At 44.4% G+C, this 16,585-nt stretch carries 16 protein-coding genes; 6 read left to right on the plus strand and 10 right to left on the minus strand.

Annotated features, from left to right (window positions below):
• A complete protein-coding gene (gene atpG, locus GGD38_RS32140) occupies window positions 1-882 on the minus strand; it encodes an ATP synthase F1 subunit gamma (protein WP_375296468.1) in 882 nt (293 codons plus the stop codon).
• Window positions 883-1,250: 368 nt separating this feature from the next.
• Between atpG and GGD38_RS32145 the strand changes: the two genes are divergently transcribed.
• From GGD38_RS32145 to lpxB, 4 genes are all read left to right on the plus strand, one after another.
• Entirely contained in the window at window positions 1,251-1,901 is a 651-nt protein-coding gene (locus GGD38_RS32145; RefSeq protein WP_375296469.1) for an SDR family oxidoreductase, read from the plus strand.
• Between the two features lie 115 nt (window positions 1,902-2,016).
• Entirely contained in the window at window positions 2,017-2,814 is a 798-nt protein-coding gene (gene surE, locus GGD38_RS32150) for a 5'/3'-nucleotidase SurE (protein ID WP_375296470.1), read from the plus strand.
• On the plus strand, window positions 2,814-3,107 hold the full coding sequence (locus GGD38_RS32155; protein WP_375296471.1) for a hypothetical protein: 294 nt from the start codon (window positions 2,814-2,816) through the stop codon (window positions 3,105-3,107). The genes surE and GGD38_RS32155 overlap by 1 nt, the downstream gene beginning before the upstream one ends.
• A 129-nt stretch (window positions 3,108-3,236) precedes the next feature.
• Entirely contained in the window at window positions 3,237-4,352 is a 1,116-nt protein-coding gene (gene lpxB / locus GGD38_RS32160) for a lipid-A-disaccharide synthase (protein ID WP_375296472.1), read from the plus strand.
• 60 nt (window positions 4,353-4,412) lie between these two features.
• On the opposite strand, the gene GGD38_RS32165 is transcribed toward lpxB, so the two are convergent.
• Window positions 4,413-4,583 (minus strand): DUF6728 family protein, encoded by a 171-nt coding sequence (locus GGD38_RS32165; protein WP_375296473.1) that lies wholly within the window; start codon window positions 4,581-4,583, stop codon window positions 4,413-4,415.
• A gap of 165 nt (window positions 4,584-4,748) precedes the next feature.
• Here GGD38_RS32165 and GGD38_RS32170 point away from each other — a divergent pair, with 165 nt between their 5' ends.
• Window positions 4,749-7,319 carry a zinc-dependent metalloprotease gene (locus GGD38_RS32170; RefSeq protein WP_375296474.1) on the plus strand — a complete coding sequence of 857 codons (2,571 nt, stop codon included), beginning with the start codon at window positions 4,749-4,751 and terminating at the stop codon, window positions 7,317-7,319.
• Window positions 7,320-7,434: 115 nt separating this feature from the next.
• Here GGD38_RS32170 and GGD38_RS32175 read toward each other — a convergent pair whose 3' ends face one another.
• The 8 genes from GGD38_RS32175 to GGD38_RS32210 form a co-directional block, all read right to left on the minus strand.
• Window positions 7,435-7,896 carry a hypothetical protein gene (locus GGD38_RS32175; RefSeq protein WP_375296475.1) on the minus strand — a complete coding sequence of 154 codons (462 nt, stop codon included), beginning with the start codon at window positions 7,894-7,896 and terminating at the stop codon, window positions 7,435-7,437.
• A 576-nt stretch (window positions 7,897-8,472) separates the two neighbouring features.
• Entirely contained in the window at window positions 8,473-8,868 is a 396-nt protein-coding gene (locus GGD38_RS32180) for a group III truncated hemoglobin (protein WP_375296476.1), read from the minus strand.
• Window positions 8,865-9,632 carry an ABC transporter permease gene (locus GGD38_RS32185; protein ID WP_375296477.1) on the minus strand — a complete coding sequence of 256 codons (768 nt, stop codon included), beginning with the start codon at window positions 9,630-9,632 and terminating at the stop codon, window positions 8,865-8,867. The genes GGD38_RS32180 and GGD38_RS32185 overlap by 4 nt, the downstream gene beginning before the upstream one ends.
• A 7-nt stretch (window positions 9,633-9,639) precedes the next feature.
• Window positions 9,640-10,350 (minus strand): ABC transporter ATP-binding protein, encoded by a 711-nt coding sequence (locus GGD38_RS32190; protein ID WP_375296478.1) that lies wholly within the window; start codon window positions 10,348-10,350, stop codon window positions 9,640-9,642.
• A gap of 123 nt (window positions 10,351-10,473) precedes the next feature.
• A complete protein-coding gene (locus tag GGD38_RS32195; protein ID WP_375296479.1) occupies window positions 10,474-11,706 on the minus strand; it encodes a nitrous oxide reductase family maturation protein NosD in 1,233 nt (410 codons plus the stop codon).
• Between the two features lie 4 nt (window positions 11,707-11,710).
• A complete protein-coding gene (locus GGD38_RS32200) occupies window positions 11,711-12,730 on the minus strand; it encodes a nitrous oxide reductase accessory protein NosL (protein ID WP_375296480.1) in 1,020 nt (339 codons plus the stop codon).
• Window positions 12,731-12,784: 54 nt separating this feature from the next.
• Entirely contained in the window at window positions 12,785-14,764 is a 1,980-nt protein-coding gene (gene nosZ / locus GGD38_RS32205; protein WP_375296481.1) for a Sec-dependent nitrous-oxide reductase, read from the minus strand.
• 182 nt (window positions 14,765-14,946) lie between these two features.
• Entirely contained in the window at window positions 14,947-15,420 is a 474-nt protein-coding gene (locus tag GGD38_RS32210; protein WP_375296482.1) for a c-type cytochrome, read from the minus strand.
• Between the two features lie 310 nt (window positions 15,421-15,730).
• Here GGD38_RS32210 and GGD38_RS32215 point away from each other — a divergent pair, with 310 nt between their 5' ends.
• Complete coding sequence (locus tag GGD38_RS32215) at window positions 15,731-16,330, plus strand: Crp/Fnr family transcriptional regulator (RefSeq protein WP_375296483.1); 600 nt, start codon at window positions 15,731-15,733, stop codon at window positions 16,328-16,330.
• The last annotated feature ends 255 nt before the right edge of the window (window positions 16,331-16,585 follow it).

The following is a 16,585-nucleotide window of genomic DNA, read 5'->3' on the forward strand; positions in this document are numbered from 1 at the left end:
TTAACCTTGTAATGCCGCGGCGCCGCTCACGATCTCGGTCAGTTCGGTAGTGATGGCAGCCTGACGGGCCCGGTTGTATGAAATTTTGTAGTTCTTTAATAACTCGTTGGCGTTTTCGCTGGCTTTATCCATAGCAGTCATACGGGCGCCGTGTTCCGATGCGTTGGCATCGAGCACTGCTTTGTACAACTGGGTGTTCAGGATCTTTGGCATAAGCTCGGCGATCAGCTCATCTTTGGCGGGCTCGAAAATAAAGTCGCTTTGTTTAGCTCCTTCTTTCTTTTCAACTTTAGGAATGGGCAGGAAGCGTTCTACCGCAAACCGTTGAACGGCAGCATTACGGAATTCGCTGTATACTAATTCAATTACATCATATTCCTTAGCCTCGAAAGCTTTTACAGCAGCCTGAGCGGCAGCCTGTACGTTCTCGAATTTCAGGTTCAGGAAAAGATCTTTATAGGTATCGCTAACCTTGAATTTGTTCTTTTGGAAAAACTCATAGCCTTTTTTACCAATAGCCCACACATGTAATGTGCCTTTGGCTTGCTGGGCGGCATATTTTTCATTGATAACGTTGCGGGCAGCTTTAATTACGTTGGCATTATAAGCACCACACAAACCACGATCGCTGGTGATAACGATCAGCAACACTTTTTCAACGGGGCGTTCCACAGCGAGGGCCATGCCTGCATCACCTTCAGAGTTACTTACGATATTGCTAAGTACTTCCTGAAGTTTACGGGCATATGGACGCATTTGGATGATAGCATCCTGGGCTTTTCTCAATTTGGCAGCGCTTACCATTTTCATTGCTTTGGTAATCTGCTGCATATTCTGTGTAGCCTTGATCTTATTACGAACTTCTTTTAACTGACCTGCCATGTTGAAAAAGTTGAATAGTTGACCACTACCAGGTAAATTATCTCTACAATTAATTAATAATCAACGAAATACAATCAGTTAACCTACCTGTAGTTTTAATCGGCTGCAAAGGTAGCGGAAAGCGGCCAAAATTCCACGAAATTTTACCCCGCGCAAGGCCTGCGCGCAGTTTCAAGTTCTTAGTTTTTAGTTCTCAGTTTACTCTTTCGAAGCTCGATATTAATTGTTACCTCGCGTCGTTCGTAATTTCGAGTTTCAGGTCCCGGGTTGCGGGTTTGCTTTAGCCTTACAGCTTTAAGCTCTTTCTTTATTCACAAAATCCACTATATGTAACAATTCGTATATATTAGAAGTAACACCCTTCACGCATGCAAACCATTTTTATAACCGGCGGAACCGGGTATATAGGCTCCCGGCTTATCAGCGCCCTGCTGCAAACCGGCAATTTCCATATTAAAGCCCTTGTGCGCAAAGGTTCGGAGCATAAACTCCCTAAAGGCGTTGAAATTATTACCGGCGACGCGCTTAACGCCGCCTCCTATAGTGCCAAGGCCCAATTGGCCGATGTGTTTATTCACCTCATAGGTGTTCACCACCCTTCCCCGGCCAAAAAAGATGCGTTTGTGACCATTGACCTGGCATCGGTTGAACAGGCCGCCTCAGTAGTGCAACGCAACCACCTGCCCCATGTTATTTACTTAAGCGTAAGCCAGTACCCCAGCCGGGTTATGAAAGACTACCGCTCCGTACGGGCAAAAGGCGAAGCCCTGTTACAAGCAACCGGCGCTCAATGTAGTTTCATAAGACCCTGGTATGTACTGGGCCCCGGTCATTGGTGGCCTATATTGTTAACTCCACTTTACGCCCTGGCCCGGCTACTACCCATTACCCGTGAACAAAGCCGGCAGCAAGGTCTTGTTACCATCAAACAAATGACAGGCACTCTTCATTACGCCATCACTCATCCGCCAGAAAATGGTGTTCGTATTTATAATGTTCCTGACATAAAAGCGTTCTAGTTATCCATGTTTTATGTATGGCAAAAAGGATGTGACAATGGTCCATTCTTACCATGTACTTATTTCATGTATTTCACGCATTTGATAGATTTTTTCAGCATTTTTGTTATAAGATATGGCAAAAAAGAAGAAAGCAGTAAAAGCGGCTAAACCCGTTATTCTGATAACAAACGACGATGGTATAACAGCACCGGGTATACACAATCTGGTTGAAGCAGTAAAAGACCTCGGAAAGATTGTTGTTGTTGCACCCGACAAGCCTCAATCGGGTATGGGACACGCCATTACTATTGGCCAACCCTTACGCCTGAGTGCGGTGAGCACTTTTTTCGATGGAGTGGAAGCCTACCAGTGCTCAGGCACCCCGGTAGATTGTGTAAAGCTGGCTGTAGACAAGATATTACGGCGCAAACCCGACCTGTGCCTGAGCGGTATTAACCACGGCGCCAATCACTCAATAAATGTTATTTACTCCGGCACTATGTCGGCCGCAGTAGAAGCAGCCATCGAAAGCATTCCTTCGGTGGGTTTCTCTCTACTCGACTACAGCATAGAGGCCGATTTTACCGCCGCCAGAAAATATGCCCGTATTATTGTTGAACAGATGTTGAAAACGAAGCTGGAAAAACATACAGTATTGAACGTAAATTTTCCCCCGGTTGCACCCGAACTTATAAAAGGCATTCGCATTTGCCGGCAGGCGTATGCGAAATATGAAGAAGACTTTGTTGAACGTAATGACCCCAACGGCCGCAAGTATTACTGGCTTACGGGCGAGTTTGTGAACTTCGACAAAGGAAAAGATACTGACGTGTGGGCCCTTAAAAATAATTACGTGAGTCTGGTACCGGTGCAATTTGACCTAACCCATTATCAACTGAAAGAAAAGCTAGAAAAAACCTGGAAACTGTAATGTTCAAAAAAGACAACCTCCGCTTTGGCATGTTGCTGGGCTTTATTGCCCCCTTATTAAGCCTTATTATCTATTATTTCGTCAGATTCAGAGCATATTCCTTCATGGACTTTCTGGAATTTGTAGGCTCAAACAAAAACCAGATCACCGCTATTTCTGTTCCCTGTCTGGTAGCAAATATAGCCCTGTTCACTTTTTACATCAATACCCGCCGCGACAAAACCGCCAAGGGAATTTTTGCTATTACGCTTATATATGCGATAGCATCTTTGGTGTTGAAATTTATACTATAGAAGATACATGGCCCCCTCCCCTTGCCCCTCTCCCGGAAGGGGGAGGGGGATATCTACCTGGCTCGCTTGCGTTACTCGTCAACTTGTCAACCCGTCAACTGTTCAACTACAATCCCTTATCTTTACCCCATGCGTTATTATATAATCGCCGGTGAAGCATCAGGGGATTTACACGGCAGTAATCTTATCAAAGAGATCAGGAAATCAGATACCACAGCCAACATCCGGTGCTGGGGCGGCGATAGAATGCAACAGGCAGGCGGCGAACTGGTAAAGCATTACCGTAAACTGGCTTTCATGGGCTTTTGGGAAGTGGCCAAAAACATTGGCACCATTCTCAAAAACCTTCAATTCTGCAAAGACGATATCTCCAAATACAAACCCGACGCACTCATTCTCATCGATTACCCGGGTTTTAATTTACGCATAGCCGAATGGGCCAAACAACAAGGCTATAAGATCATTTATTATATTTCACCACAAGTGTGGGCATGGAAGGAGAACCGCGTTATCAAAATGAAGAAATGCATTGATAAAATGCTGGTGATACTTCCGTTTGAAAAAGACTATTACAAAGACAAATGGAACTGGGATGTTGAATACGTAGGCCATCCGTTGATTGAAGTGGTGGAAGAAGCGCAACTGGCTCCTGGAAATAAGCCCCTGGCAACAAAACCCATTATTGCCTTATTACCCGGTAGCCGTAAACAGGAGATCCTGAAAAAGCTGCCCATCATGCTGGAAGTAAGCCGCATGTTCCCCACCTATCAGTTCATTGTGGCCAAAGCGCCGGGACAGGAAGACAGCTTTTATGAATCGGTGCTTGCCATGTATCCCAATGTTTCGGCTGTTCGCGATTCTACCTACAATTTGTTATTACAATCCCGCGCCGCATTAGTGACCTCAGGCACCGCCACACTCGAAACCGCGCTGTTTGGCGTTCCCGAAGTGGTTTGTTATAAAGGCAGCAATATTTCTTACCAAATAGCCAAAAGGCTAATTAAGGTGAAATACATTTCACTGGTGAACCTCATTATGGATAAGCTGGTGGTGAAAGAATTAATTCAGAATGAATTAACACCCGGCAATTTGCGTAAAGAACTCGACTCCCTGCTGAACAACGAAGCCACGCAGCAGCAATTAAAGACCGACTATACCAGCTTGCGCCAACTGCTTGGTCAGGGCGGACATGCCTCGGCCAGGGCGGCGCAGATCATCAAAGAATATTTACAGGGAAATAAATAGCCTCTGAGCATTTAAGAAGCAGTTACCGGTTTCCGGCCACCGGTAACTGGTAACTGTCTCTTATTTCTTCATCAGTATCAGCTTAACAATAATAATCACTATTGCAACAAGGAACATAAACAGGGAGATCCTGTTAATGCCATGCATATAACGCATCCAGGGCGTATGTGGTGCATTGGGGTCACGTTTCTTAAGATAGAAGTACTCCTGTAGTTGTCTCCAGATTCCCATACGGTTAATGTCGCTTTAATCTATTACAAAAATACTTCATTTCCATTTGTATTCAAATTAGCAAATAAGCACATTAGCCAATTAGCACATTCTTCTTCCTTCCATCCCAAAACAAGCCGGCATACATAAAACCGTGAGTATATTGATATACCTAAAAACACATGTATGAAAAATTTCCTGAAGGTCCTGATCGTAGCGCCGGGCTTGTTGCTAACTGCAGCCCATGCACAGGATAAAAAAGGGGTCGCCTACCCCCCACCAGTGACCGATACTGCCAAAAAGAAACCTGCCGGTATTACCGATAAAGTTAAAAGCAGCCGTAAAATTGAAGGCCTGTTCACCCTGTACCAGGATACCACTAACGGTAGCGTACAACTATATGTGAAAAAGAACCAGCTTGGTAAAGAATATATCTACCAAAGCTTTTCAATAAGTGGTCCCAACCAGTTGTATTTGAACCAGAGCATGCACCGTGCTACCCTGGTTTTCAAGATCGAAAAAGCATTTGATAAGCTGGAGTTCTCACGTGTGAACACCCGGTTCTGGTACGATAAAAATAACCCCGTTAGCAAAACGGCATCGGTTGACAAACCCGAAGCGGTTTTCCTGGTTGAAAAAACCGTTAGTGAAGATGCCGATGGTTACCTGATAAGCGCCGACGGATTATTCATCAGCGAAAAGCTCGATCCTGTAAAGCCGCTTTTCCCGCCCGGCATTCCACCAACGGCCATCTTTAACCTGGGTATGCTGAACACCGCCAAATCGCGTTACGCCAATGTTCGCTCATTCCCCAACAACTCAGATATAACAGTTGACCTGGCTTACGATAATCCAGCCCCTTATAATTCAGGCACCACCGACATTACTGATCCCCGTTATGTACGTGTTCGTATGCAACACAGCCTTATTGCCATGCCCGAAAATGATTTCCGTTCACGCCGCGACGATCCCAGGGTTGGCTACTTTTCACAATTCATAAACGACCAAACGAGCATCAGCAACGTTCCATATAAAGACATTATTCATCGCTGGTATTTGAAGAAGAAAGACCCTAATGCAGCCGTTAGCGAACCAGTTGAACCCATTGTTTACTGGATAGAAAATACCACACCGGTTGAATATCGCCAGATCATTATGGATGCCGGGTTAAAATGGAATGAAGCATTTGAAAAAGCAGGTTTTAAGAACGCCGTTCAAATGAAAATAATGCCCGATGATGCCAACTGGGACCCCGCCGATATCCGTTACAATGTCATCCGCTGGGTATCTTCTGCATCACCTACCTATGGCGCAATAGGCCCCAGCTTTGTAAACCCAAAGACGGGACAGATCATTGGCGCCGACATAACCATAGAATGGTTCTCGGGCAGCTCAACGCCTATCTTTGATGAACTGTTCAAAGGCTTTGCCGCTACCGGTAACTTACAATACCCGGGTATGGACCCGCAACATGAAGCCAATTGCTCACTGGCCAATGAACTAAAGGGCCAGTTACTAACAGGTATGACTGTGCTCGACGCCAGCGGCGCATCGGCCACGGAAGTAAAAGAAATGCACAAACAATTCCTGGTTTATCTCATTATGCATGAAATGGGCCACACCCTGGGCCTGAACCACAATATGAAAGCCAGCCAGATGTTGTCGCCTGCCGAAATAAACAATACAGAGATCACACATAAAATAGGGCTTATAGGTTCTGTAATGGATTACCCGGCCATCAATATTGCTTTAGACAAAAGCAAACAGGGCGATTACTACACCACTATGGCCGGCCCTTACGATGTGTGGGCTATTGAATACGGTTATACCCCATTTAGTGAATCCGAAGAAGCAGAAGGCCTGAAAAAGATCATTGGCCGCAGTACCGATCCCAAACTCAATTTTGGTAACGATGGCGACGATATGCGTGCACCTGGTAAGGCCATGGACCCACGGGTTAATGTAAATGAACTTACCAGCGATGCCATCGGTTATGCCGAAGACCGTTATAAAATAGTAAACCAGGTAATGGGCAAACTGGTGCAGAAATATACCAAGGAAGGCCAGTCATATGCCGAGCTGCGTTCACGCTATGGCGTACTGCTTAGTCAACGTTTTGCCATGACATCGGCTGTTAGCCGGTATATAGGCGGTGTATATGTTGACAGAAGTTTCCCCGAACAGAAATCAGCTACCAAACCATTTACCCCGGTTGACCTTGCCACCCAAAAACGGGCTATGGATGTGCTTACAAAATATGTATTTGCACCCAATGCCTTTGATGCCGATGCACAGGTATATGCTTATTTGCAACCACAACGCCGTGGCCTTACGCAGAACGGTACCGGTGAAGATTATCGCATTACTGATAACTTATTGCAGGTACAGGCTTCCGGCGCTTTATCGCACCTGTTACATGGCGCTACTTTGCAACGCCTCACCAATAGCCGTTTATATGGTAACCAATACAGTGTTGCCAGCATGATGAGCGATTTGCAAAAAGGCATCTTTAGTACCGATATAGCAACCAATGTAAACGTATACCGCCAGTACCTTCAAACTTATTTTGTACGGCAACTGGTGGCTATGGTTGGCGTGCAAAACCAACAATTTGATGATGTATCAAAAGCATCGGCCCTGTATACTTTGAAAAAGATAAAAACACAATTGGCCACTGCAGTTTCAACCAACGAAGAAACCAAGGCGCATCGCGCCAACCTGCAGTTCATTATTGAGAATGCACTGGAGAATAAATAAGTGATTTCTGATTTTGAGATTTAGGATTTTGAGAAACTTTAAAAGGTGGGCCTCCCGATGCATCGGGAGACCCACCTTTTTTTTAATTGTTAATCTCAAAACAACACAAGCAGTTCTACCTGAAAAATCTTGCCAGAGGAATAGACTTCTTATTACGGTTCATAACTGCCTTTAAACCCTTTTCAATTGCATATACTTTATCGCGGGGATCTTCTTCATTCAACGCCAGCGAAAGATCGCAATAACCGCTTTGCGGATTGAATGTCATAATGAGAACAATGATCTTTTGTCCCCAGAAATTGAAGGCATTATTATGCACCAGTTCAAGCGTAACTTCTTCAACATTCTCATCAAACAGTTCATAACCATACTCATCAATAGAGCGTAACTTCTCCTTAGCGTGTTGTTTTTGAATGGTAACGGTAATAAACGGGCCAAGTGGGTTTTCTTTACCTTTTTCAAGGTTCAACAACAGAATACGGGGAATGTTCCGGTTAATGTAAGTTTCAATGCGTTGGATCAATAGTTTGTCAATGGTGTAAGGGCCCAGGTGTTTCTGCAGGCTGTAACGTTGCATAGCTCAATTAGTTTTGAGGTGATAATATATGTATGCTATATACAAGCTATGCTGCTAATCAGAGGCGTTTATGTGTTAAATTTAGCAATTGGGCATCATATGACAAAATTTAGTTAACTGGTTAACGAGTTAACAAGTTAACAAGGTGATGTAACCAACAACCCTAAAACTATGAACTAAAAACTAAGAACTTAAAACTAACCCTACATACTACCCCCTATTGCTGTTTAAACAATACGGGCATTATACACAATCAGTGTGTCTATTATTTGCAAACCGCCCCCTGGCTATGTTATTTTTACATCAGAAAGCAAGCAAACAAAAACCTTAGACTACCTCTGAAACCTTTATCCATACCGTATCCTTAAAAAACCCGTAGGTAAGAACGTACCCTTGCAGTTCCCAACCTTAAGCCCGTTTATAATCCGTACACAGAGACCTTAGAAAACAAAGTACAAGTACCCTGTCCAAAAATCCAATGAAAGATCAATGAAAACGCCTTTTGGAAACGCCAAAAGAGATTGTCTCCCCATCCCGATGGCCATCGGGACGGGAGATTTTTTTATTTACAGGCTATTATAAAATTGATCTAGGATCGTTGGAGGGATGCACTTTAACCAACATCATTGTTGCTATGGACCGTGCCCGTTGTTTTATCAATTCGGCTTTATCGCCTTCAAACAGTTCATCAACCGTTGCCAGGAACAATTGCTGCCAACGTTCAAAATGGGCGGCAGTAAGCGGCGATTTCTGGTGTAACTGCACATGCGCTACCATCGGATTGCCTTTAAACCCACCGGTTTGAAACAGAATATTCTCCCAAAAATCATACATACGGGGTAAATGCTGCTCCCAATTCACCCTGGCAACGTCGTTAAACAGGTAGCCAATGGTTTCATCGAGCTTCACCTTGTTGTAAAAGGTATCAACCAGTAATTGTATATCCGCTCTGTTACTAATATCCTTTTTCATAAGTCTTTTCTATTAAATTTTCTTACCGACCACCACAGCGGCGTAAAGGCCCAGGCAATCATAATGAGTACAGTGGCAGCCATACCCCATTGATTACCAAAGAAATTACTAAATATGGCGCTGGTGGCGCCCATTAAAGCCGAAATATCGAGCTTCAATAAAATTAGAATGCGCGCCAGGTCAACAGGATTTAAACAACTGAACACCACCATTGGTTTTTCCATTGGGTAATCCATGAACTGGAATAATAAGAATAATACAATGCCGTCAAAAATAAGGGTAAAATAGAACCATAATAAAATGGCAACACCAATTCCTTTTGCTTTATCCCTCGTAAGTACCGAAGCCAACAGGGCTATTGACACAAAAACAATGGTCAACAGCAAGCCCATGGCCGTCATCATTAAACCAACATCGGTTGGTGCATAAATAAGCACCGGCAGGCCGCACCCCACTAAAAATGCCACACACATTGATGAAGCCAGCCCTGTAAAAATACTTAGCCAGATATTTACCCGCCTTAGTGGTTGCGACACCAACAGTTCAATAAACTCGGCCGCATTGTACACATAGATGGTTGAAAATACGATGCTCACCAGCGGAACAATGATCAATACCAGGTTCAACAGGCTTAAGATCCCTTTTGATGGATTGTCTTCAAGATTGAACACACTGAATGAGATCACCGCTAAAAACACCGTAAAAGCAATGATGATCCTGTTGCGTAACAGATCGAGCAAAACATATTTAATGATCTTTTTCATGGTTATTCTATTTAGCGGCCGCCATTACATGTGCAATGGCGCGTGATAATTTATTTTCACCGGTATCTTCCTGCAACTGGGTAAGCGATTTATGAAATCGAAGTTTGCCTTCTTCCATATAAATCACTTCGGTAACTATATCATCGAGGTCGCTTAAGATATGCGAAGTGATCAATACCAGCTTGCCCTGTTGTTTTTCTTTCCTGATCTTGTCTTTCAATATTTCTGTTGATAATGGGTCGAGGCCGGCCGTGGGTTCATCGAGGATCAGCACATCGGGGTTGAATAAGAATGCCAGCGAGGCGCTTACCTTTTGGCGGGTACCGCCCGACAATGTGCCCATTCTTTTATTCATCATACCATCAAGTTTGAACAACTGAATAAGTTCTTCATCCAGGGGCCCGGCCGAATGTTTGCGAATATCTTTCATCATATCCAGCACTTGTGCAATGGTCATATTCTCGGGATAGCGGCCAATTTGCGGCATGTACCCAATGTTACTACGGTATAGCCAGTTATGTGCAATGTTCTGCTGGTTGAAGGTTATAAAACCACTATCGGGCACCACCATACCTAACAGGCATTTTATAAAAGTAGTTTTACCCGAACCATTGGGACCTATAAGCGAAATAGTTTGTCCTTTATTGCAGGTGGCGCTTACGTTGTCGAGCACTGTAAGTTTAGAGAATCTTTTCGTAACATTAGTTGCTATGATCATAAAATAAAGAGTTACCGGTTACCAGTTTCCGGTTGCCAGGCCTTGAATGTTGATCAGCCTGCCAGCAATCGGGGTCTCCGAATTTTAGTCCCGGTAACCAGTAACGGGTAACCGGGAACAGTATTATTTAAATGCTTTCATTCGTGGCTGATCGTCTTTCAGGTTCTCAGGAATAAAACCGGGAATTGTTTTCTCGGCTTTATCGAGCAAACTGGCAATGAAACTGCGAAACAACATCATGGTTACCGGGTTGCGCTCGGCTATCATGGCATATACACTTACCGGTCTGTAGGGTACATCTCCTACCCCATCGTGATTGAGGTCGTAGCCTTCATATTTATCCCAGTAATTGCTATTGAAAGTGTTTAACACCAATGTTCCATTGGTTGCCACATCAAAACTGTTTGCCTGAAAGTTGTTTTGGGTAATAGTATTATCATTACAGCTGGCCTGTATCTTCAGGGCCCAGCCATTATTATAAAACACATTCTGTGTTACATTAATGCGGTTGGTTCCTTCCATATAAATACCCGTGGTATTGCGTACAAACCGGTTGTGCTGTATACGGCTGTCGCTGATTTCTTTTAATAAAATACCATAGGCAGCGCTGCCCCAGTTCTCAAAAAATATATTCTGCACCATGGTAACGCCCTTTGAGAACATGACGGCCACACCGGCGCCATTATTCCTGAACTGGTTGCCAACATACGCATCGTCGTTGGAGAACATAAAGTGCAACCCATAACGCACATTGCCGGTGCTTACATTATTTTTTATGGTAGAATGGGTCACAAATTCAAAATAAATACCATCGCGATGGCCGGTAATGGTATTGTTCATTATTTGCATACTGTCGCTCTTCCAGCAATGAATGCCATTGGCTGAAGTAACTTCGTTTATGGCGTTTGAGCGAAGCTCATTATTTGCAATCGTACAGCTTACTGCATGCTGACTATATATACCAAAGAAAGTATCATCGAGTTTGTTGTTTCGGATGGTAACGTTACGACTGTTCACTATTCGAATGGCAGCAATATCATTGTATCCTGAATAGCCGCTGTGTTGCACCGAAAATCCTTCTATCACTACATGGCTGCTTTTGATCACCATGATCTCGTTCTTTTTTTGCCCGTCGAGCACGGGGCAACCAACACCTTTTATATAAAGCGGTTTATTTACAACGATCGTTGGCTCACGATAAACGCCATGCTCAACAATGATCGTGTCGCCCGGCATTGCGTTGTTGATAGCCTCCTGAAGCTTTTGCAACGGTGTAGCCGGACGAACGATCCATGTTTTGGCATGCGCCGTAATTGTAAACACAACGAGGCTTATTAGCATGCATAGGTTTTTCATAAGATCATTGTTTGATATTATTCCATAACACATTTTCGCCGTTCACTTGTTGTTTACTTTGTTCCCTGTCCGCTTCTGTGGCAAATGCTGCGGTATTGCTTCCCATAGGACTGTGCAGTTCGCTGCTGCGCAACAGGAAACCTTCACCGGACTTAACAAACTTTGCCGGCGTGTTGTAATTGAGCAGGTAGATACCTGCATTTTTGGTTTTTTCTGAATTGTCGGATCTTAAAAACGAGGTAATGCAGTGTATGTCATCAAACTTATACACCTTTCCTTTTTGGGTGATGACCTCACCGCCAAACCGCTGATCTAAAATGGTCATTTTGCAAAAGTCGCAGGCCTCTTTTCCAAACTGAATAGGTTGTGGGCCGGTGCTGCAACTGCTAACAAACACCATTGTAATAATGGCAGCGGTGGTCAATTTGGTCCTTACATTGATAAACGATCTGTTTTTTCTTCGTAGTTCCCGCCAGGTAAGTAACACCAGCACGAGGCCTACACCGGTGAATATAATACCACCGGTACCAGGCACCGACCATGCGCCAAAGTTGAGCAACTGTTTAAAGCCGATCAATGGCGGTTGGTAGGTCATGCCGGGCACTTGTATAGGCGCTGCCGGGTCGAGGTTATGTCCATAATTATATTCCCAGTAATAAAAATCAACCAAGGCTACCAGGGCAAACAACAGGTAACATGCCACCCAGGTAATAAATAACCATCTACGGTTAACGAGTGCAGCTACTGGGCCAAACAGCACAAACACCCCTATTATATAAGGCAAAACGGTAAATTCAAAAAAGTCGTTTTCATGAAGGGTACGCATGCCTATATAATGGTTCAACCCGTTCACCACTTCTACATCGCCACCAAGTTTATTGGCATAGATCTTTAACTCAAGTCCTTCGGGATATTGCGGGGCCGATAGCTCAATGCGCCAGATAGGAAAAATGAGCATACCAATCAGCGACAGGGCGCAGATGACCGTTATAATTCTTGAAGCTGTGGATAACCTGTTGTTCATAACTGTTCTTTTAAGTAACCGTGACACGGATCGGAACCGTGCCACGGCTTTAATCTACTTAGCCGGTTCGGCATCATTTGTTTTACCCAAACTAAAACTTATAGGTACATTATTGCCAGGAGACGATACACGGATGTAACCACTCATTTCCTGGTGCAGGGCACTACAGAAGTCGGTACAGTAGAATGGATATACACCTGCTTTTTCGGGCACCCATTTAAGCGTTTGTGTTTCACCGGGCATTATCAGCAGCTCGGCATTATTGGCGCCTTTAACTGCAAAGCCGTGGGGTATATCCCAATCCTGCTCAAGGTTGGTGACGTGGAAATATACTTCATCGCCTACTTTTACGCCCTCGATATTATCAGGTGCAAAGTGACTGCGAATAGAGGTAGCATATACGTGTACTTTATTTCCTTCACGCACCACTTTTGCTTCCTTCTCTCCTTTTGTTACATATTGGTTTGCATTATCATCGATCTTGAAGAGCTTAACTGAGTTCTTCGATACCAGGTCGGCGGCAATTGCCTGTGCATAGTGCGGTTCGCCAATGGTAGGAAAGTCGAGTATCAGCTGCATTTTATCGCCGGAGATATCGAACAGTTGGGCGCTTTGCGCCAGTTCGGGACCAGTGGGCAGATAACGGTCTTTTGTGATCTTGTTATAAGCGATCACATATTTGGCATTTGGTTTTTTGCTATCGCCACCAGGTACGCACAAGTGACCAATTGAATAATAAGTAGGCACACGGTCGAGCACTTTCAGGTCTTTGATATTCCATTTCACAATTTCTGATGACACAAAGAATGAAGTGTATGCATTGCCTTTGCCATCGAACTCGGTGTGTAAGGGGCCTAAACCTGGTTTTTGTACTTCGCCATACAATGCGGCTTCGTATTTAATAACAGGAATGCCTTCAAACTCGCCATCAAATGCTTTATCGGCAATGGCCTTTTGCATTTTTGCATAAGAGAAAACGGGGATCAGCGCAGCCAGTTTACCGCTACCTACAATGTATTCACCGCTGGGGTCAACGTCGCAACCGTGGGGCGATTTAGGACAGGGTATCAGGTAGCAGATATCTTTTAACACAACCGGGTCGAGCACGGTTACTTCGTTCAGGATCTCTGAAGTGGCCTGGTGTGTTTTTTCATCGTAACGGCTGCGGCTATACTTCGAAGCTTTCTTAATGCCTTTACCCGCTTTCAAATATTCTTCTGCCTTCTTCCAGTTAACGGCAAGAATAAAGTCCTTATCGCGCTGTGAAGCATTTACTTCAAGCAGGGTATTGGCCTGTTCTGAATTATAACAGCTGAAGAAAAACCAGCCATGGCTTGGGCCTTTACCGGCGTGGCTCAGGTCGAAGTTAACGCCGGGTGTTTGCAGCTGGAAGGCAATATCCATGGCGCCGCTGGTTTTATCAACGCTGATAAAGCTGAGCGAACCTTTAAAGTTCTGTTTGTAAGAACTAATGGCCACATCCTGGTTATCGCCAATGGGCACACTAAAACGGGTACCTGCTACTACATATTCCGTATTCTCTGTAATGAATGGCGAAGAGTGGTTACCCGCACTGTTGGGCAATTCGATGATCTCGGCAGTACGGAAGGTTTTAAGATCCACACGGGCAACGCGGGGCGTATTGTTGGCATTGGCAAACACCCAGCGGCCATCTACTTCGCCATTGGTTTGAGAAAGCTCGGTATGGTGCAGATCATCCCACGGAACAAAGCCATGCGTAGTGTTCAACATGCCTTTGCTGTTCTCGCTGTAGCCATAACCTTTTTCAGGGTCTACCGAAAACACGGGAATAACGCGCAGCAAGCGTCCACTGGGTAAACCGTATACAGATAGTTGTCCGCTAAAGCCACCGGAAACGAAATTGTAGAATTCATCATATTTACCGGGGGCCACATAGGTTTTCGCGGCTGCATCTCCGCTAACTGCTGTAGCCGCATTGTTGGGTTTGCAGGCCTGAAGCCAGCTGGCAGCAGCTACAGTTAGCAGGAGAAAAGTTTGATTGAAGGGTTTCATAAATTTTTTATTAGGAGAGTGTATTTATTGATTGTAACATAGAGATTCTAAGAGCGTGTTGCCGGTTACCGGGTTCCAGGTTCCAGGTTGTTGCAGGTTGCAAGGTATTCCCTGCAACCTGTACCTTGTAACCTGTAACAGTATGCTATTTATAACTTTGCTTCTCTTAATTGACTATTCCGCTACTTGACACCGTCGTTCTTACGCATGTACTCATACGCATTGCGGGCTTCTTCATCGGAGAGATTTTGATTAGGCATACGCACTAAACATAACTCAAGCATGGCCTGCGCCTTGGAGTCTTTTTCCAGCATTTCGTCTGTGTTGGTAACAAAGTTTAAGATCCAGTCGGCTTTGTGGCGTTTGGTAACATCTTTCCAACCGGGGCCTACCAGCTTTTCGTCGGTAAGCTTGTGACATGAAGCACATTTCACTTCATATACTTTCAAACCAGCATCGGCCATTTTAGTGTCGAGGGTTGGGCTAACAGCAACATCTTTGAATTTACCTGCGCCTCTTTCAGGATCATAAGAAGGATTGCCTGATTCTGCAGTGGCTGGCGTTGATCCATTAGTTGGTGTTTCCTGCTTTGCAGCATTACCTGAGCAGGCGTATAAACCCACAGCCAAACTCAGGATCAAGAACATTTTTTTCATACCAGGTGATTTATTTTAATTGATTTACAGTACAAGATTACGCTGCCACAAAAGGGGCCTTTATGATTGAAGTCATACGGGGTAATGACAAAACTTTAACACGCTGGTTACAACAGCAACACATGACAGGGATCATAAATAACTGCTCGCGATAAAAGCCAGTGTGGCAACGACTTTCACACACTTCACATCATTCTCTTTCGCTATACATCAACATAGCCGGCTGATATAAATCATCCCCACTGCTGTATAAGATCATGTGGCCCGCAGACCACCCGCGTTAGTTTTGAGACTGTTAATCAACCATTCTATGATGATCGATATTGACCTGCTGCTCACCTGGGGCGCTACTTATAAGAAAGTGAAATGCGATGAAATCATTTTTCAGGAAGGGGCATGCGCCAACTTCTACCACCAGGTAGTTAGTGGTTCGGTAAAATGGGTAAGTATAAATGAAGAAGGCCGCGAGTTTATTCAACTAATGGTTGAAAAAGGCGAAAGCTTTGGCGAACTGCCACTGTTCGATGATGGGGGATATGCAGCTACCGCCATTGCCGAAGAAGACACCGTTATCATCAGGCTGCATAAAAGCAACTTTCTGCAATTACTTAAAGATAACCCCGACATACATTTTGCATTTACCAAATTACTGGCCGTACGTATGCGGTTCAAATTCCTCACCATTCGCGAGCTGGCATATTACAGTCCGGAACACCGCATTAGCACACTGCTGAATTATTTAAAGAAGAACCATAAACATACCTGCCCTGTTTGTCATCAAATAAAATTAACAAGGCAACAAATAGCCGATATGACGGGGCTTCGGGTTGAAACGGTTATCAGGGCCATGCGTCACTTGCATGATAAAGGCGAGTTGCATATTGATAAGGGGAAGGTTTATGCTCCTTAGAAGTTCACAGTTCATAGTTTTTAGTTCTTGGTTCTTAGTTTCGAGTTATTGAGTTGTTCAGTTATTGAGTTGTTCAGTTTTCGTTGGGCTTCGCTGCGCTCGCTCTGTGCCTGGTGGACTGGCTGCCACCAACTTAGTTTTTGGCTTCGCTACGCCTTCCTTTCAACTTCCCGTTAACTCGTCAACCAGTGAACTCGTCAACTTGTATTCCCTCTATCAACTTTATCAACTTTTCAACTTAACATTACCAACAAT

Origin of the sequence: Niastella sp. OAS944, from assembly GCA_024809215.1 — a bacterium.
Taxonomy (GTDB): Bacteria; Bacteroidota; Bacteroidia; order Chitinophagales; family Chitinophagaceae; genus Niastella.